At 59.6% G+C, this 17,626-nt stretch carries 13 protein-coding genes and 1 pseudogene; 8 read left to right on the top strand and 6 right to left on the bottom strand.

Annotation, left to right across the window (positions count from 1 at the left end):
- Positions 1–1,749: translational GTPase TypA (gene typA, locus ACIPZE_RS22225; RefSeq protein ID WP_400775297.1), on the top strand; the 1,749-nt coding region annotated here is incomplete at its 5' end.
- A 310-nt stretch (positions 1,750–2,059) separates the two neighbouring features.
- Here the strand turns inward: typA and ACIPZE_RS22220 are convergent.
- The gene (locus tag ACIPZE_RS22220) at positions 2,060–2,497 is read right to left on the bottom strand and encodes a YkgJ family cysteine cluster protein (RefSeq protein WP_038359983.1); all 438 of its coding nucleotides are present in this window, start codon (positions 2,495–2,497) and stop codon (positions 2,060–2,062) included.
- A 260-nt stretch (positions 2,498–2,757) separates the two neighbouring features.
- Here ACIPZE_RS22220 and ACIPZE_RS22215 point away from each other — a divergent pair, with 260 nt between their 5' ends.
- The 5 genes from ACIPZE_RS22215 to ACIPZE_RS22195 all read left to right on the top strand — a co-directional run bounded on the left by ACIPZE_RS22215 (position 2,758) and on the right by ACIPZE_RS22195 (position 12,269).
- Entirely contained in the window at positions 2,758–5,208 is a 2,451-nt protein-coding gene (locus tag ACIPZE_RS22215; protein WP_283438007.1) for a glycogen/starch/alpha-glucan phosphorylase, read from the top strand.
- 167 nt (positions 5,209–5,375) lie between these two features.
- On the top strand, positions 5,376–8,960 hold the full coding sequence (locus ACIPZE_RS22210) for a DUF2339 domain-containing protein (protein WP_400775293.1): 3,585 nt from the start codon (positions 5,376–5,378) through the stop codon (positions 8,958–8,960).
- Positions 8,961–8,965: 5 nt separating this feature from the next.
- Positions 8,966–10,321: a DUF3999 domain-containing protein gene (locus ACIPZE_RS22205; RefSeq protein WP_400775299.1), complete on the top strand. Its 1,356-nt coding sequence runs from the start codon at positions 8,966–8,968 to the stop codon at positions 10,319–10,321.
- Between the two features lie 331 nt (positions 10,322–10,652).
- On the top strand, positions 10,653–11,663 hold the full coding sequence (locus tag ACIPZE_RS22200) for a class 1 fructose-bisphosphatase (protein WP_008080580.1): 1,011 nt from the start codon (positions 10,653–10,655) through the stop codon (positions 11,661–11,663).
- 3 nt (positions 11,664–11,666) lie between these two features.
- Positions 11,667–12,269: a DUF924 family protein gene (locus ACIPZE_RS22195; RefSeq protein WP_283438004.1), complete on the top strand. Its 603-nt coding sequence runs from the start codon at positions 11,667–11,669 to the stop codon at positions 12,267–12,269.
- A 1-nt stretch (position 12,270) separates the two neighbouring features.
- Here the strand turns inward: ACIPZE_RS22195 and ACIPZE_RS22190 are convergent, their stop codons facing one another.
- From ACIPZE_RS22190 to ACIPZE_RS22175, 4 genes and pseudogenes are all read right to left on the bottom strand, one after another.
- Positions 12,271–12,603 carry a type II toxin-antitoxin system RelE/ParE family toxin gene (locus ACIPZE_RS22190; RefSeq protein WP_158832482.1) on the bottom strand — a complete coding sequence of 111 codons (333 nt, stop codon included), beginning with the start codon at positions 12,601–12,603 and terminating at the stop codon, positions 12,271–12,273.
- Entirely contained in the window at positions 12,600–12,872 is a 273-nt protein-coding gene (locus tag ACIPZE_RS22185) for a type II toxin-antitoxin system Phd/YefM family antitoxin (RefSeq protein WP_158832480.1), read from the bottom strand. Before ACIPZE_RS22185 ends, ACIPZE_RS22190 begins: the two co-directional genes overlap by 4 nt.
- A gap of 210 nt (positions 12,873–13,082) precedes the next feature.
- On the bottom strand, positions 13,083–13,847 hold the full coding sequence (locus ACIPZE_RS22180) for a methyl-accepting chemotaxis protein (protein WP_371850962.1): 765 nt from the start codon (positions 13,845–13,847) through the stop codon (positions 13,083–13,085).
- A 93-nt stretch (positions 13,848–13,940) separates the two neighbouring features.
- Positions 13,941–14,963: pseudogene (locus ACIPZE_RS22175) on the bottom strand (cache domain-containing protein); the annotation flags it as partial.
- A 293-nt stretch (positions 14,964–15,256) separates the two neighbouring features.
- Between ACIPZE_RS22175 and ACIPZE_RS22170 the strand changes: the two are divergent.
- Together ACIPZE_RS22170 and ACIPZE_RS22165 are read left to right on the top strand one after the other, a co-directional pair.
- Entirely contained in the window at positions 15,257–15,511 is a 255-nt protein-coding gene (locus tag ACIPZE_RS22170) for a lipoprotein (protein WP_034152995.1), read from the top strand.
- Positions 15,512–15,541: 30 nt separating this feature from the next.
- Complete coding sequence (locus ACIPZE_RS22165) at positions 15,542–16,111, top strand: lipocalin family protein (RefSeq protein ID WP_129387831.1); 570 nt, start codon at positions 15,542–15,544, stop codon at positions 16,109–16,111.
- An 89-nt stretch (positions 16,112–16,200) separates the two neighbouring features.
- Here the strand turns inward: ACIPZE_RS22165 and ACIPZE_RS22160 are convergent, their stop codons facing one another.
- Positions 16,201–17,565, bottom strand: coding sequence for a formimidoylglutamate deiminase (locus tag ACIPZE_RS22160; protein WP_283438002.1), 1,365 nt, complete (start codon positions 17,563–17,565; stop codon positions 16,201–16,203).
- Positions 17,566–17,626: the final 61 nt, after the last annotated feature.

The following is a 17,626-nucleotide window of genomic DNA, read 5'->3' as shown; positions in this document are numbered from 1 at the left end:
TTCGGCGAACACGCCCACGTCGACGAACGCGCGATGGACTCCAACGACCTGGAGCGCGAGAAGGGCATCACGATCCTCGCGAAGAACACGGCGATCACCTACAAGGGTGCTCACGCGAACGGCGAGGAGATCACGATCAACGTGATCGACACCCCGGGCCACGCCGACTTCGGCGGCGAAGTTGAACGCGTAATGTCGATGGTTGACTCCGTTCTGCTGCTGGTTGACGCTCAAGACGGCCCTATGCCACAAACCCGTTTCGTGACCAAGAAGGCTTTCGAAGCCGGCCTGCGTCCAATCGTGGTGATCAACAAGGTTGACCGTCCAGGCGCGCGTCCGGACTGGGTTCTGGACCAGATCTTCGACCTGTTCGACAACCTCGGTGCTACCGAAGAACAACTGGACTTCCAGGTTGTTTACGCCTCGGCCCTGAACGGCATTGCCGGTCTGGATCACACCGACATGGCTGAAGACATGACCCCGCTGTACCAAGCGGTAGTCGACCACGTTCCGGCTCCGGCTGTTGACCGTGACGGCGCATTCCAGATGCAGATCTCCGCTCTGGACTACAACAGCTTCCTGGGTGTTATCGGCGTTGGCCGTATCGCTCGTGGCCGCGTCAAGCCGAACACCCCGGTTGTGGCTATCGGTGCCGACGGCAAGCGTCGCAACGGTCGTATCCTGAAACTGATGGGTCACCACGGTCTGCACCGCGTTGACGTTGAAGAAGCTGCAGCAGGCGATATCGTTTGCATCAGCGGTATGGACTCGCTGTTCATCTCCGACACCCTGTGCCACCCGGACACCGTCGAGGCGATGAAGCCTCTGACCGTTGACGAGCCAACCGTTTCGATGACCTTCCAGGTAAACGACTCGCCATTCTGCGGTAAAGAAGGCAAGTTCGTGACGTCCCGTAACATCAAGGACCGTCTGGACAAAGAGCTGCTGTACAACGTTGCACTGCGCGTTGAAGAAGGCGACACCGCTGACAAGTTCAAGGTTTCCGGCCGTGGTGAGCTGCACCTCTCGGTACTGATCGAAACCATGCGTCGCGAAGGCTTCGAAATCGCTCTGGGTCGTCCGGAAGTGATCATCCGTGAAGTTGACGGCGTCAAGCAGGAACCGTTTGAAAACGTGACCATCGACATCCCTGAAGAAGCTCAGGGCAAGGTCATGGAAGAGATGGGTCTGCGTAAAGGTGACCTGAGCAACATGGTGCCGGATGGCAAGGGCCGTGTTCGTCTGGAATACAACATCCCTGCTCGCGGTCTGATTGGTTTCCGTAACCAGTTCCTGACCCTGACCAACGGTGCTGGCATCCTGACCTCGATCTTCGATCGTTACGACACCGTCAAGTCGGGCCACATGTCCGGCCGTCAGAACGGCGTTCTGGTTTCGGTTGAAACCGGCAAGGCACTGACCTACTCGCTGGAAACCCTGCAGGCTCGTGGCAAACTGTTCGTAGAACACGGCCAGGAGATCTACAACGGTCAAATCGTTGGTCAGAACAGCCGCGACAACGACCTGGGCGTTAACCCTACCAAGGGTAAGAAGCTCGACAACATGCGTGCTTCGGGTAAAGACGAAACCATCGCTCTGGTTCCACCAGTGAAGTTCACTCTGGAACAGGCTCTGGAATACATCCAGGAAGACGAGCTGTGCGAAGTAACTCCTAAGTCCATCCGTCTTCGCAAGAAGATCCTGGACGAAAGCGAGCGTACCCGCGCTGCCAAGAAAGCCAAGAACTGAGTCATTAGTTCCGGCTGAATGAAAACGCCCCCGGTCGAGAGACCGGGGGCGTTTTTGTTTGTCTGGGGGAATGTGCAGATTGGGCCTTGAAGATCAAGAGCCCCTCACCCTAGCCCTCTCCCGGAGGGAGAGGGGACTGAATGGGGGATGCTCAGGGGATACATTGACTTGAAAGAATTCTGCTGAATCCAAAATCGATTTGGTGGGGCTCAACCGAATCCATATTCGACTGGGTGTTTCAGGTCGATGTATGGCGCCAGACACCTCGGTCGGCTTTCCCTCCGGGAGAGGGCTGGGTGAGGGTAAGCTTTTAAAACTTCTCGATCGCCCGGAAATTCTGTTCGCGCACCACTTCCTTCGGCTTGTACGCGCAATACCCCGGACGCGGCCCGATCTTCGGGTGATTGCGGCAGGTATCCGGGCGCTTGTCATAAATGGTGCACAGGCGGCTCTTACGATCCAGGTAGTAGCAATCGTTGTTGCTCATGCGCTGCAGGGTGAAGATGCCCGACTTCTGGTTGAAACGCTCGACCAGGCCTTCCTTCTGCAAACGCTTGGCGATGTTCTTCGGCGGGTCACCGAGTTCGAATTCGTCGACCACACCGATGCGCACCAGATCCTTGATCTTCACCTCAACCGGCAGCGTGCAGCAGCTGGATACGCAGGAACCGCACATCGGGGCTGAGTATTTTGCCCACGTATCGAGACGATCGATCTCGGCGGCAGCAATCAGGTTGGGCTTCATCATCGGGAGTTACCAGGCGTGTGTGCATCAGGGCGCGCGATCATACCGGGACTGGTGGATTTTTGAACAACCTTTCGCCAGATTTTTTCTGCGTGCAGGCACATTGCCGGACAATTCGGCACGGCCCCTGCATTCATTAGCTCACTCGACAAGGTAATGCCGGGCTATCTCACAGTCTCGGGAAAAACTGCCGAACCAGAGCCGCTACCGTCGGTCAGACCGTCTAGGCTCAGACAATTCCCCGCTCGCTCGAGGTCCTATCGATGACTCAAGAACCACTAGTTCGCGAAGCAGAGGTGGCCGCATTCCGCGACGCCGTCCTGACCAAACTCACCTACGCGGTGGGCAAAGACCCCGATCACGCCTTCGACCATGACTGGTTCGAAGCCATCGCACTGGCCGCGCGTGATCACATGGTCGAACACTGGATGGACCACACCCGGCAGATCTACCGCAAAGGCCAGAAGCGGGTGTATTACCTCTCGCTGGAATTCCTTATCGGCCGTTTGCTCTACGACAGCCTGAGCAACCTCGGCCTGCTCGACGTTGCCCGTGAAGCGCTGACCGAACTCGGTGTCGATCTGGAGCGCATCCGATTGCTGGAGCCCGATGCGGCGCTTGGCAACGGCGGCCTTGGTCGCTTGGCCGCATGCTTCATGGAAAGCATGTCGACCCTCGGCATCGCCGGCCACGGTTATGGCATTCGTTATGAACACGGTTTGTTCCGCCAGGCCATTGTCGATGGCTGGCAGCAGGAGCAGACCGAACACTGGCTGGATTTCGGCAACCCATGGGAGTTCGAACGGCCGGAAGTCGTCTACTCCATCGGCTTCGGCGGCAGCGTTGAAACCGTCACCGATGTCAGCGGCAAATCCAAACAAGTCTGGTCGCCGGCAGAAACCGTCCGCGCGATTGCCTACGATACGCCGGTGGTCGGCTGGCGCGGGGCGAGCGTCAACACCTTGCGTCTGTGGCGTGCCCGCGCCATGGAAGATTTGCACCTTGAGCGCTTCAACGCCGGTGACCACTTGGGCGCGGTCGCCGAAGTGGCGCGCGCCGAAAGTATCTCCCGCGTGCTTTACCCGGCGGACAGCACCGAAGCGGGGCAAGAGCTGCGCCTGCGACAGGAATACTTCTTCGTCGCCGCCTCCCTGCAGGACTTGCTCCGTCGTCACCGCAACATGCACACCTCGGTGCTGACCCTCGGCGATCATGCGGCGATCCAGCTCAACGATACTCACCCCTCGATTGCTGTCGCCGAATTGATGCGTCAATTGGTCGATGTCTACGACGTGGCGTGGGATGCGGCGTGGCAAGTGACCGTCGACACGCTGTCGTACACCAACCACACGCTGTTGCCGGAAGCGCTGGAAACCTGGCCGGTGGGTCTGATGGAACGCATGCTGCCGCGACACATGCAGATCATTTACCTGATCAACGCACAGCACATCGATTCGCTGCGGGCCAAGGGCATTCACGATTTCGACGTGCTGCGCGCGGTGTCGCTGATTGAAGAAGACAACGGTCGCCGGGTGCGTATGGGCAACCTCGCGTTCCTTGGTTCGCACAGCGTCAACGGCGTGTCCGGATTGCACACGCAACTGATGCGCAAAACCGTGTTCGCCGAACTGCACAAGCTGTATCCAGAGCGGATCAACAACAAAACCAACGGCATTACCTTCCGCCGCTGGCTGTATCAGGCCAACCCGGAATTGACCTCGATGCTGGTCGATGCACTGGGCCCGGACCTACTCGATAACGCGGAAGAACGTTTGATCGACCTAGAGCCTTTTGCCGAGAAAACCGCGTTCCGCAAAGCCTTCGCCGAACAGCGCCTGCACAGCAAAAAAGCCTTGGCCTATCTGATTCACGAACGGCTGGGCATTGCGGTCAACCCGGCGGCGATGTTCGATGTGCAGGTCAAACGGATTCACGAATACAAACGCCAGTTGCTCAACCTGCTACACACCGTGGCGCTGTATCAGGCAATTCGCGCCGAGCCGGAAGTCGACTGGGTGCCACGGGTGAAAATCTTCGCCGGTAAAGCGGCGGCGAGTTATCACCAGGCCAAACTGATCATCAAGTTGAGCAATGACATCGCCCGCGTCGTGAACAACGACCCGACGGTGCGCGGCTTGTTGAAAGTGGTGTTTCTGCCCAACTACAACGTCAGCCTGGCGGAGAGCATCATTCCGGCGGCGGACTTGTCCGAGCAGATCTCCACCGCCGGATTCGAGGCTTCGGGCACCAGTAACATGAAGTTCGGCCTTAACGGTGCGTTGACCATCGGCACGCTGGACGGCGCCAACGTGGAAATGGCTGAGCGTATCGGCGTTGAACACATGTTCATCTTTGGCCTCAGTGCGCAGCAAGTGGAAGCGCGCAAACAGAATCACGAGTTCAGCGCCTTGCCAGACATTGCCGCCTCCCATCGATTGAACGATGTATTGCAGGCGATTCGCGGAGGAGTGTTCTCGCCGGATGACACCTCGCGTTATACCGGTCTGATCGATTCGCTGGTGGATTACGACCGCTTCCTGGTTTGTGCCGACTTCGATTCCTACTGGGAAGCGCAGAAGCGCGTTGAAGCGCATTGGCACGACGCCAATAACTGGTGGCGTTCGGCGGTACTCAACACGGCGCGGATGGGCTGGTTCTCCTCAGACCGGACGATTCGCGAGTACGCCACGGATATCTGGAAAGCGCTGGAGTAACTTTTCGCTCGGCTCGATATAATCGCGCGCCGGAAAAGATCGCAGCCTTCGGCAGCTCCTACACAGGTGTTCGCATAACCCTGTAGGAGCTGCCGCAGGCTGCGATCTTTTTGGGTCAGGCTGCGCTAATCTTCCCGGATTGGCCTTCGCGCTTAGGGATATCGACCATGCAATGGATGTTCATGTTGATCGGGCTGGTGCTCGGCTGGCTGCTCGACGAGTCGTTCAGCGATGCGCTGTTGGGCGCGTTGCTGGGGCTGGCGATAGGGCAGACGATCCGTATCGCGCGGCTTGGCTCGCAGATGGCGGAGCAGCAACGACAATTCGAACAGGCGAAGGAAGCCCTGCAGGGCGTCGCGCAGCGTCTGTTTGTGCTGGAAGGTTCGCCTTCTCATGCGGTGCCTTCGCCGAGTACGGCGCCGGTTACCGAGCCAGTCGCCGAACCGTCCAAAGCCGTCGAAGAGGCCCCAGCCGCCGAATTGGTCTGGGAGCTGCCACCTGAACTTGAACCGATTTCCGCCGTCGCCAGCGAAACCAGCCAACCGCTGCCTGCCGATGTCTGGCGCCTCGACGCTGTTACCCCTGAACCCTCGATTCCCGACGAACCGCGTCGCCCGAACCTCATCGAACGCGGCATCAGCGCTGCGCGCAACTGGCTGTTTGGCGGCAACACCGTGCTGCGTGTCGGCGTGGTGTTGCTGTTCTTTGGGCTGGCGTTTCTGCTGCGCTACGCCACTGAAGGCATGGTCGTGCCGATCGAATTGCGTTACGCCGGTGTAGCGGCCGCAGCCCTGGCGTTGCTCGCGCTGGGCTGGTGGCTGCGGCAGCGCAACAGCAGTTATGCGCTGATGCTGCAAGGCACCGGGATTGCGGTGCTGTACCTGACGGTGTTTGCGGCGATGCGCCTGCATCCGTTGCTCGATCCCTCTGCCGCGCTGGGCTTGCTGGTCGCGGTGACGGTGTTCTCGGCGATTCTCGCCATCACCCAGGACTCGCTTGCGTTGGCGGCGGTGGCCGCATTGGGCGGATTCGCCGCACCGATCCTCACTTCGACCGGTGCCGGCAACCACGTCGCGCTGTTCAGTTATTTCGCCTTGCTCAATGCCGGTATCCTCGCGATTGCCTGGTTCAAGGCCTGGCGTCTGCTCAACCTGATCGGTTTCGTCGGCACCTTCGGCATCGGTTTCGCCTGGGGCCTGCGTTCGTATGCACCAGAGTTGCTGTGGAGCACCGAGCCGTTTCTGATTCTGTTTTTCCTGATGTACCTCGCCATCGGCCTGTTGTTCGCTCGACGCAAACTGCTTGACATACCCGACGCCCCGGCGAATGGCGACCGTGAGGCACTGCTGCACTGGTCGGCGCGCAAGGGCGATTACGTCGACGGCACCCTGTTGTTCGGCCCGCCGATTATTGGCTTCGGTTTGCAGTTCGCGCTGGTGCAGCATCTGGAATTTGCCGCCGCGTTCAGTGCGCTCGCGCTGGGCATGATCTACATGGCGCTGGCCAAGGTGTTGATGGGCGGTCGCGCGCTGCTGCTGGGTGAAACCTGTCTCGCGCTCGGGGTGATTTTCGCCAGTCTGGCGATTCCGCTGGGGCTGGATGCACGCTGGACGTCGGCGGCGTGGGCGGTGGAAGGCGCGGGGATTCTCTGGCTCGGTTTGCGTCAGCAGCGGCCGTTCGCCCGGGCGTTCGCCTTGCTGCTGCAACTGGGCTCGGCATTGGCGTTCCTCAGTCAATTGCGCGTCGGCGAAAGCAGTTTGCTCGACGGTGCTGCGCTGGGTGCACTGATGCTTGGCGTCGCGTTGCTGTTCAGTTTCTACCAAGTGCGCAAAGCTGCGCCGCAACAGACCTCGCCATGGGAGCGCCAAGGTTTGCCGGTGTTGGCGGGCTTGGGCCTGACCTTCCTTTACCTGCTGGCGCCGCTGTTTTTCTTCACGCAAGGCACGGCGATCAGTTGGGCGCTGGCCGGGTTGGCGACATTGTTTGTCGGCCTGCGGATTCAGTCGCGCACGTTCCTGTTCAGCGCATTTGCCGTGCAGTTGCTGGGCGGCGCGTTGTTCCTGTTGCGTCTGCAAGGCGCGGGGCAGGATTCGGCAGCGGTGTTCAGCGCCGGCTGGAGCGGTTTGCTCAGTGCTTCGTTGATCGGTCTGGCGTTGATCGCCGGCATGCTGCTGGCGGCGCGCGATGAAATGGTGCGCAACGACGTGCGCCTGTTGCGCGGTCTGTCGGTGGTGCTGCTGGCCGGTCTGGTGCTGATCAATCTGGCGGTGCTGTTCGTGCTGCCGTGGCAAACCGCGAGCGCGGTGTGGGCGGCGAGTGGTCTGCTGATCATCTGGCTGAGCCTGTACCTCAAGCAGCGTGTGAGTTTTGTCTTCGGTCTGCTGTTGCAGGTGATTGGCGGCGCGGCGTTTTTGTTTGCCGGTCCCGAGCTTCTCGGGCCGTTGTCCAGCGAAGGTCTGAAACCGTTGGCGCATGGCGGATTCTGGACGCCGCTGGTGTTGGGTCTGGCGGCAATGATCGGAGCGTGGCGCCTGCAACTGGGCAATCACGCCTCGGCATTTGATGCGTTGAGTTTGCAGCGCCTGTCCGAAGTGTTACTGGTGTGGGGCGCCGGTTGGTGGACGCTGGCGTGGGTGAGTGAAGTACTGCGTTTTGCCTCGCCTAATCTGCAAGGCACGTTATTGCTGCTGGTGGCCGCTGTGAGCGTGGCGCTGTGGACGCTGCTGTCGCTACGCCTGAAATGGCCGGCGCTGGGATTGCTCTGCACGTTGCTGATTCCGGCGGCTGGATTGATCCTGATCGGCGCGTGGCATTCGCGTTATCACCCGGCGGCGGATTTCGGTTGGCTGGCGTGGGCGGCGGTATTCGCCGTGCATTTCTTCAGTCTGCGACGCTTGGCGCCGATGTTGCCCGCGCGGGCCTTGAGCACGGCGCATGTACTCGGCTGCTGGCTGCTGATCGGCGTGCTGGCGCTGGAATTGCGTTACGGCCTGCTGCTGTTGTCCGAGCAATACAACGCTTGGCGCTGGCTGGGTTGGGCGATTCTGCCGAGTCTGTATCTGCTGCTGGCGGCGGCCCCGCGCACCTGGCCGTGGCCAGTTGCTGCGTTTGCCCGCGAGTACCGCTTCTACGCCGCCGCGCCGTTGGCGGTGCTGATGCTCGCGTGGTTCTGGCTGGCGAATGGCGTCAGCGATGGCAACGCCGAACCGTTGCCGTACGTGCCGCTGCTTAACCCGTTGGAGTTGGGCTTGCTGTTCGCACTGTTCGGCGTTTACGTGTGGTCGCGCAGTGCGATTTCGCAATTGTCGATTCGTCAGGACTATGCCGATTACGCCACGCAACTGATCGCCGGGGTTTCGTTGTTCGCCTTCTGTACTGCGCTGGTCACCCGCGCCGCGCACCATTGGGCGGGGATTCCGTTCGAACTGGATACGCTGCTCGCCTCGATGCTGGTGCAGGCCGGGTTGTCGATCGTCTGGACGCTGATGGCGCTCGGGCTGATGATCGGCGGACATCTGCGCCATCGCCGCGAAGTCTGGCTGATCGGCGCAGCGCTGATTGCGCTGGTGGTGGCCAAACTGATTTTTGTCGAACTGAGCAACCGTGGCGGCCTCGCCCGGATCGTCTCGTTTATCGGCGTTGGCGTGTTGCTGCTGGTGGTCGGTTATTTCGCGCCACTGCCGCCCAAACGCGTCGAGGCTGAGCCGGTGGCGGACAAACCGGCCCCGGACACCGAAGGAGTTTCATCTTGAGTCGCATGCGAAATCCGGGTTGGTTGGCGTTGGGCGTGATGCTGGCGGCCAGCGCCCAGGAAAAACCGGCGGACTTTGCCACGCAGGTGCCGCTGGCGGTCAGCGGCAACGGCCCGTGGTACCGCCTCGAATTGCCGCTGAACGTGCAATTGCAGGCGCGCCAGACCGATCTCAGTGATCTGCGCGTGTTCAATGCCGCTGGCGAACCGCAGGCTTACGCCCTGGCGCGCGAGTCGGCGCAGACCCGCGACGATGGCCAGTTGCACGAGGTGAAATGGTTCCCGCTGTACAACGCCGCCGATGCCAGTGAGCGCGCGCCGAATGTGCGCGTGCAATCGACCACCAACGGCACGCTGGTAGAAGTGCAACCGTCCAGCCAGTTGGAGGCGGGTGAAGAAGTGTTGCGCGGCTGGCTGCTCGATGCCAGCGCGATCAAGGCGCCGTTGCAGCAATTGATCCTCGACTGGACCAGCGAGCGCGACGGCTTTCAGCGCTTCAGCATCGAAGCCAGCGATGACTTGCAGCATTGGCAACCGTGGGGCGAAGGTCAGGTTGCACGGCTGACTTTTTCTGATGAACGTATCGAGCAGCATGAGGTGACGTTGCCGGGGCAATCGGCGCGCTATGTGCGCTTGCTGTGGGAGTCGCCGACTTCGGCGCCGATCCTCACGGCGGCACAGCTGAAAAGCAGCGACCCGCGCAATCTTCCGCTGCCGTTGGTCTGGTCGCAGGCATTGGCCGGCAGCAGCGCCAAGTCCGGGGAATACACCTGGCAATTGCCGATGGGACTGAACGTCGAGCGGGTGCAGGTTGAACTGAAACAGCCGAACAGTCTGGCGCCAGTGACCCTGGCGGGGCGACGCGAAAGCAGTCTGCCGTGGCAACCGCTGAGCAATGGTTTGCTCTATCGCCTGACCCAGAATGGCGAGGACGTGGTGCAGAACGAATTGCAGCTCTATGGGCAGACCGTGCAGCAGTTGAAGCTGACAGTGGATGAGCGCGGCGGCGGTCTCGGTGAGCAGGCGCCGAGCGTGAAATATGCGGTGCGGGCGACGCAGGTGATATTCCTTGCGCGGGGCGATGGGCCGTACAGTCTGGCGTTGGGCAATGCGAGTGTGAAGACGGCGAATCTGCCGTTGACGACGCTGATCCCGGATTTCAAACCGGAGAAACTGGCGACGTTGGGCAAGGCTGCGGTGCAGGGTGAGGTGGTGGCTACGCAGACTTCGACGGCGATCACGGCAGCGGTGGCTGAGACCAATTGGAAGAAGATCGGGTTGTGGGCAGTGCTGTTGTTGAGTGTGGTTTTTCTCGGGGCGATGGCGTTTAGCTTGTTGCGTAAGCCTCCTGCCAATTCCTGAAAAGGCGGGTGCTGCGCACCCGATCGCGAGCAGGCTCACTCCTACAGGGGATCACATTTCTTCAGTTGGAATACCGTCAACTGTAGGAGTGAGCCTGCTCGCGATAGCGTTTTCCAAAACAACAAAAATCCATAAACTGTCGCGCGTACCCTGCACCACCCGTCCCGAACCGGTCTACGCTAAACCCGCTACCTGAACTCTCCACCGACAATCACGTCTCATGCAGGCAATTACACCCCAACGCACGTTACCGGGCGTCTTCGCTCGCTACGTTTTCAGACTCCCTGTAAACTGCGCGGGTTTTTAGCCCCCCATTCCACCGGAGCCGTCCATGTCCCGCGTTACCCTGAGTCGCTATTTGATTGAGCAGACCCGCAGCAATAACACTCCTGCCGATCTGCGTTTCCTGATCGAAGTGGTGGCGCGTGCCTGCAAGGAGATCAACCACGCCGTGTCCAAAGGCGCCCTGGGTGGTGTTCTGGGCAGCATGGGCACCGAAAACGTTCAGGGCGAAGTGCAGAAGAAGCTCGACGTGATCTCCAACGAGATCCTGCTCGAAGCCAACGAATGGGGCGGTCACCTGGCCGGCATGGCGTCCGAAGAAATGGACAATGCCTACCAGATCCCGGGCAAATACCCGAAAGGCGCGTACCTGCTGGTATTCGACCCACTGGACGGTTCGTCGAACATCGACATCAACGCCCCGGTCGGCACCATCTTCTCGGTATTGCGTTGCCCGAACGAATACCTGAGCCAGAACGAGCCGCTGAACGAGAAAGCGTTCCTGCAGCCAGGCACCCAACAGGTTGCCGCCGGTTACGCGATCTACGGCCCGCAAACCATGCTGATCCTGACCTTGGGCGACGGCGTCAAAGGTTTCACCCTGGACCGTGAAATGGGCAGCTTCGTGCTGACTCACGAAAACATCACCATTCCTGAATCGACCCAGGAATTCGCCATCAACATGTCTAACCAGCGTCACTGGGAAGCCCCGGTACAACGCTACGTGGGCGAGCTGCTGGCCGGTGAAGAAGGTCCGCTGAAAAAGAACTACAACATGCGTTGGGTCGCGGCGATGGTTGCCGACGTACACCGAATCCTGACCCGTGGCGGTCTGTTCATGTACCCGCGCGACAGCCGTGAGCCATCCAAGCCAGGCAAACTGCGTCTGATGTATGAAGCCAACCCGATGTCGTTCCTGGTGGAACAAGCGGGCGGCGCGTCCACCGACGGTCACCAGCGCATTCTCGACATCCAGCCGGAAGGCCTGCACCAGCGTGTAGCGGTATTCCTCGGTTCGAAAGAAGAAGTCGCACGCGCTACGGCCTACCACAAGGAATAAACCATGACCGCGCCCTGGCAGCCGTTGCTCGATTGGTGGTTCGGACACGCCGAATCCCCCGACGAGATATCGGCTGACAAGGGCAAGTTGTGGTTCGGTAAGCGAGACAGCCAAGACCTCGAAGCGCAGACGCGTTTCGGGGTCTTTGTCGATCAGGCCCTGGCTGGCGAATTGACCGAGTGGACGCAATGTCCCGAAGGTTGGCTGGCGCTGGTGTTACTGCTTGATCAACTGCCGCGAATGATCTTTCGCGACACTCCCAAAGCGTTTTCCGGTGATCTGCGCGCGCAGAAACTCGTCGCCCAAGGCATTGCTGCGGACTTTGATCGGCAGTTGAGGCCGATTCAGCGCGTATTCATTTATCTGGTGTTCGAACACTGCGAAAACCTCGCGGTGCAGAACGAGGCGATTTCCCGGTTTATCGAACTGGTGGCTGAACAGCCGGAATCTGAGCGGGCGGTGTTTGCGGATAATCTGGATTATGCCGAGCGGCATCAGCAGGTGATCGCGCGGTTTGGCCGGTTTCCGCATCGCAATGCGGTGTTGGGGCGCGAGTCTACGGCTGAGGAGTTGGTGTTTCTCGGTCAGCCTGGGTCACGGTTCTAAATCAAGGGTTGCCTCGTAGAAGCCGTTTCATCAACAGGGCCGGCAGGCTTTTTCGCGTATCGACAATGATATGGATGAAAACGGTTTTTTCTCGCACCTCATAAATAATCCGGTTCATTCCCAAAACAATCTGGCGGTATTGGCAGAGATTGAGCTTTTCGATTTCTTCGGGGATTGATCCTGAATAAGGCAGATCTGCGAGACCAAAAATTGCAGTCTTGAGATCGGCATAAGTGCTTTGCCAAATTTGGCTTGAGAACTGTCTGACGAGGTAGGTGCGAAGTTCTTTGAGATCTGCTTGTGCGGACTGGAGAATAACGACCTTTAAACTCATTGATGATCGGCCTTGTCCAGTTCGGCAAAGACATCTTCAGCATCACTGAACTTGCCTTCCTCAATCTCCCGATTACCCATCGCCAACAGTTTCAACAAAGCCATCGTGCCTTCTTGCTCTTCAAAGCTTTTCACATCCATAACCACTAGCTTGGCTTCACCGTTTTGAGTGATTACCAGCGGCTCGCGGCTTTCTGTGATGGATTTGACGATTTCGGCCGTGTGGCTTTTCAGGTAACTGATCGGTTTGATTTGTGATGAAAGCTTCATGATTGAACCCCGTCAAATTGAACAGGACTGAGTTTAGTCCTAATTCAGTCCAGCGTCAGTGCGAGGTGACCAACGTGTTCCAATTTCCACATTCCTTCGTCGCTGATGTCGCCTTCGCGAGCAAGCTCGGCTCCTACAGGATATCTGTGAGCGACACAGAACCACTGTAGGAGCCGAGCTTGCTCGCGAAGGCGACAGATCCAGCACCGCTTAAATGCGGAAACTACCGACCAATTGCTTCAGGCGCGCCGCCTGCTGCTCCAGATCCGAGCACGCGCGCAACGTCGCCTGCAAGTTCTCCACACCTTCCTGATTCAGTGTGTTGATCTCGTTGATATCGACGTTGATCGACTCGACCACAGCGGTCTGTTCTTCGGTCGCAGTTGCCACCGACTGGTTCATCCCGTCGATCTCGCCGATGCGCTGGGTCACGCTGCCCAAGCGTTCGCCGGCTTGGTTGGCGATGCCGACGCTGCTTTCGCTCTCGCGCTGGCTCTCGGTCATGATGCTGACCGCCTGCCGCGCGCCGACTTGCAGCTCTTCGATCATCTTCTGCACTTGCTGCGCCGAATCCTGAGTGCGGTGCGCGAGGTTGCGCACCTCATCGGCAACCACGGCGAAACCACGACCGGCCTCGCCGGCACGCGCCGCTTCGATCGCGGCGTTGAGTGCGAGCAGGTTGGTCTGCTGGGAAATGCTGGTGATCACTTCGAGAATCTGGCCGATGTTCACCGTGTTGCTGTTCAGGGTTTCGATGTTGCCGCACGAATCGCTGATCTTCGCCGACAGCTGCTGCATGGCCTGGATGGTTTTATCCACCACTTGCTGACCGTCCACTGCGAGGCTGCGCGCATCGCTCGAATGCTGCGAGGCGAGGGCGGCGTTCTGGGCGATTTCCTGCGCGGCGGCGCCGAGTTGGTTGATCGCGGCGGCGACGCTGTTGGTGCGAGTGGCTTGCTGGTCGGAGTTGTACATCGACGAGTTCGACGCGGCGACCACGCGCAGCGCAACTTCGTTGACCTGGCCGGTGGCCGAGGACACTTCGCGGATCGAGGTGTGAATACGTTCGACGAAGCGGTTGAACGAAGTGCCCAGCGCGCCGAATTCATCGTTACCGTGAATCACCAGACGTTTGGTCAGGTCGCCTTCGCCTTCAGCGATGTCGTGCATGGCGCGGCCCATGGTCAGCAGCGGTTGCATCAACACGCGGATGAGCATGCCGAGCAGGGCGATGATGATCACCACGGCAATGACCATGGCGATCAACGCCGAGGTGCGAAATTCGCTGAGCATCGAGAACGCGGTGTCTTTATCGAGTACCAGCGCCACGTACCAGTCGGCCGATGGCACGCCGTTGACGTGGGTGAAGGAGATCAACTGAGTCTTGCCGTCGAACTCGACTTCTTTCAGCCCCGGGCTGACTTTCGGTGCACCGTTCGGGTACGCCTCGGCGAGGGTCTTGAGCACCAGTTTGCTGTCCGGGTGAATCAGGATCTTGCCCTCGCTGCTGACGATGAACGCATGACCGTGGCCGCCGAAGTTCAGCGAGTTGATGATCGCGCTGACGCTGGTCAGGTCGATGTCGGCACCGGCAACGCCGAGCATCTGGCCCTGGCGCTGTACCGGAGTGGCGACGGTGATCACCAGTTTGCCCGAGGACGCGGCGATGTACGGTTCGGTGACGATGGTCTGCTGCGCGCTGTTGGCCGCCTTGTACCAGCCACGGGCACGTGGATCGTAATCCGGTGCGCGGTTGCCGGCCGGTACCGAGAACATCACGCCGTCGGCACCGCCGAAATAGCTGAGCTGGAAATTGCCGGTGTAGGCGGGCAGGTCGATGATGCGTTTCAGGCTGGCGGGGGCGTTGCCGTCGACAGCCACTTGCTGCGACAGCGATTGCAGCAACTGAATGCGGCTTTCCAGCCATGTTTGAATGTTGCTGGTGGTCAGGCTGCCCAGTTCCTGCATCGAGGCTTCGGTGCTGCTGCTCAAAGCTTCGCGCTGTCGATAGTCGTTGAAGAAAATGAAACAGGCGAACGCAACGGCCACCACGAGGGCGGCAGCCAACAAGATCTTGTGGCTGAATTTCATGTTTCTAGTCATCGAATGAACTACCGCGAAGGGGCTGGTCAAGAAAGGGCGGCAATTTGCCACACTCGGGGGCTTTGCGCTGCTCTTATTTCGACCGCGGCGCGCCAAAGATTAGGCGTCTTTTGCGAAATGCGACGAAATGCTCAATAGCCCTACAAAGTATCTGATTTATCGGCAAAAGCCGGACGGGCGGGCTAATAAATAGCCTTCGCCCCACGGAACCAGATGAGGGTTTTCTCTTCTAAGCTTCTGGTTGGCACCATGCCATCCCCCCTCGTTCCAGGAGTTACACCATGTCGCTGCGATCTCTCGCCCTTCTGTCGTTTTGCGTGCTGTTGGCCGCATGCAGCAAGGTCAATCAGGAAAACTATTCGAAGCTCTCGGCCGGCATGGCCAAGGCCGAAGTCGAGACCCTGCTCGGCAAACCGACTGATTGCTCGGGCGCGCTCGGCATGTCCAGTTGCACCTGGGGCGACAAGAACAGCTTTATCAGCGTGCAGTACGCCGGTGACAAAGTGCTGATGTTTTCCGGCCAAGGCCTGAAGTAAACCGGGGCTTCGCGCCCACGGAGAAGAAAAATGAAGCGGTTATTGCTTGTCCTTTTTGCCGGCCTGGTACTGGCCGGCTGCGCCAGTTCCGGCGTAGATCCGTTGGCGCCGAAAACCGTCAACAGCGTCAATCTCAAACGTTATCAGGGCACCTGGTATGAACTGGCGCGCTTGCCGATGTACTTCCAGCGCGACTGCGCGCAATCCGAAGCGCATTACACCCTCAAGCCTGACGGCAACGTCGCGGTGCTCAATCGCTGCTTGACCCCGCAATGGCAATGGGAAGAAGTGAAGGGCACGGCCTCGCCACAAGTGCCGGGCAAAACCGACAAGTTGTGGGTCGAGTTCGATACCTGGTTCTCGCGTCTGATTCCGGGTGTGGCGAAAGGTGAATACTGGGTGCTGTACGTCAGCGATGACTACAAGACCGCCATCGTCGGCGACCCGAGTCGCAAGTACCTGTGGCTGCTTTCACGCACGCCGACCGTCAACGGTGTGGTGCGTGAAGAACTGCTGAGCAAGGCGCGTCAGCAGGGCTATGACACCACGCGATTGATCTGGCGAGCGTCGGATCGGCAGATGGCCAAGACCTCGAATTAAGCGCGAAAAGATCGCAGCCTTCGGCAACTCCTACATGGGAAAGTGCTCACCCTGTAGGGGCTGCCGAAGGCTGCGATCTTTTGCTTTTCTTAACCTAAAAGGTCGCGCAGGACCTGGGTGAACGCGCGGGCGCTGTCTTCTTCGCCAGCATGCCGTCCATCGCGCACCACCCACTGGCCATTGACCAGCACATCGCGCACCTGCCGATCGCCACCGGCAAACAACCAGCGATTCAGAATCCCGTCACCGCTCGCCGTCGCCAGATACGGATCATTGCCATCGAGCACGATCCAGTCCGCACGCTTGCCAACTTCTAGCGCACCAATCGGCTGCCCCAACGCCTGCGCACCACCGTCCAGCGCTGCGTCATACAACGTGCGCCCGACCATCGGCTGATCCGCGCCATACAAACGGTTACGCCGCTGATCACGCAGACGCTGGCCGTATTCCAGCCAGCGCAATTCCTCCACCACGCTGAGCGAGACATGGCTGTCGGAACCAATGCCCATGCGCCCGCCCTGAGCGAGGAAATCCACTGCCGGGAAAATCCCGTCGCCCAGATTCGCCTCAGTGGTCAGGCACAAACCGGCGATGGCGCGACTCTTGGCCATCAGCGTGACTTCTTCCGGGTTGGCGTGGGTCGCATGAACCAGACACCAGCGCTGATCGACTTCGGTGTTTTCGTACAGCCATTGCAGCGGACGCCGACCGCTCCAGCTCAGGCAGTCGTCGACTTCCTTCTGCTGTTCAGCGATGTGAATGTGCACTGGGCATTGCTTGTCGCTGGCCGCCAGCACTTCGCTGATCTGCTGCGGCGTCACCGCGCGCAATGAGTGGAAGCACAGGCCCAGCGATTGCGCCTTTTGCTGCGCGAGCATTGGCTGCAAACGCGCTTGCAGATTCAGGTAGTTTTCGGTGCTGTTGATGAAACGGCGCTGGCCATCATTCGGCGTCTGGCCGCCAAAACCGGAGTGGCTGTAGAGCACCGGCAGCAGGGTCAGACCGATACCGCTTTCGCTAGCGGCCTGACTGATGCGCAGCGCCAGTTCAGCCGGATCGGCGTAAGGCTGACCGTTGCTGTCGTGATGCACATAGTGAAATTCGGCGACGGATGTGTAACCAGCCTTGAGCATTTCGATGTACAGCTGACGGGCGATCACGCCGAGCTGATCCGGGCTGATTTTTCCGACGAGCCGATACATCAGATCGCGCCAGGTCCAGAAACTGTCGTTCGGATTACCGGCCACTTCAGCCAGTCCGGCCATCGCCCGCTGGAACGCGTGGGAGTGCAGATTGGGCATCCCTGGCAGCAGCGGGCCGCTCAACCGTTCGGCGCCATCTGCGGTGGAATCGGCCTGGATTCGGGTCAGCAGGCCCTCGGCGCTGACCTCAAGACGTACATTGTTGGCCCATCCGTTAGGCAGCAGCGCGCGTTCGGCAAAGAAGGCGGACATGGTTCAGCACCCCATCGTGTGTTATTTGTATATACATATACAGACGTTTGCCTGCTCGGTA

The organism is Pseudomonas sp. NPDC089741 (genome assembly GCF_044748825.1).
Classification (GTDB): Bacteria; Pseudomonadota; Gammaproteobacteria; order Pseudomonadales; family Pseudomonadaceae; genus Aquipseudomonas; species Aquipseudomonas helmanticensis.
This window is presented reverse-complemented; position numbering and strand designations above follow the sequence as displayed.

Coding starts and splice junctions, on each gene's coding strand:
- ACIPZE_RS22200 (WP_008080580.1), top strand. CDS start 10,653: ATGTCCCGCGTTACCCTGAGTCGCTATTTGATTGAGCAGACCCGCAGC.
- ACIPZE_RS22190 (WP_158832482.1), bottom strand. CDS start 12,603: ATGAGTTTAAAGGTCGTTATTCTCCAGTCCGCACAAGCAGATCTCAAA.
- ACIPZE_RS22170 (WP_034152995.1), top strand. CDS start 15,257: ATGTCGCTGCGATCTCTCGCCCTTCTGTCGTTTTGCGTGCTGTTGGCC.
- ACIPZE_RS22160 (WP_283438002.1), bottom strand. CDS start 17,565: ATGTCCGCCTTCTTTGCCGAACGCGCGCTGCTGCCTAACGGATGGGCC.
- ACIPZE_RS22205 (WP_400775299.1), top strand. CDS start 8,966: ATGCGAAATCCGGGTTGGTTGGCGTTGGGCGTGATGCTGGCGGCCAGC.
- ACIPZE_RS22180 (WP_371850962.1), bottom strand. CDS start 13,847: ATGTACAACTCCGACCAGCAAGCCACTCGCACCAACAGCGTCGCCGCC.
- ACIPZE_RS22185 (WP_158832480.1), bottom strand. CDS start 12,872: ATGAAGCTTTCATCACAAATCAAACCGATCAGTTACCTGAAAAGCCAC.
- ACIPZE_RS22195 (WP_283438004.1), top strand. CDS start 11,667: ATGACCGCGCCCTGGCAGCCGTTGCTCGATTGGTGGTTCGGACACGCC.
- ACIPZE_RS22165 (WP_129387831.1), top strand. CDS start 15,542: ATGAAGCGGTTATTGCTTGTCCTTTTTGCCGGCCTGGTACTGGCCGGC.
- ACIPZE_RS22220 (WP_038359983.1), bottom strand. CDS start 2,497: ATGATGAAGCCCAACCTGATTGCTGCCGCCGAGATCGATCGTCTCGAT.
- ACIPZE_RS22210 (WP_400775293.1), top strand. CDS start 5,376: ATGCAATGGATGTTCATGTTGATCGGGCTGGTGCTCGGCTGGCTGCTC.
- ACIPZE_RS22215 (WP_283438007.1), top strand. CDS start 2,758: ATGACTCAAGAACCACTAGTTCGCGAAGCAGAGGTGGCCGCATTCCGC.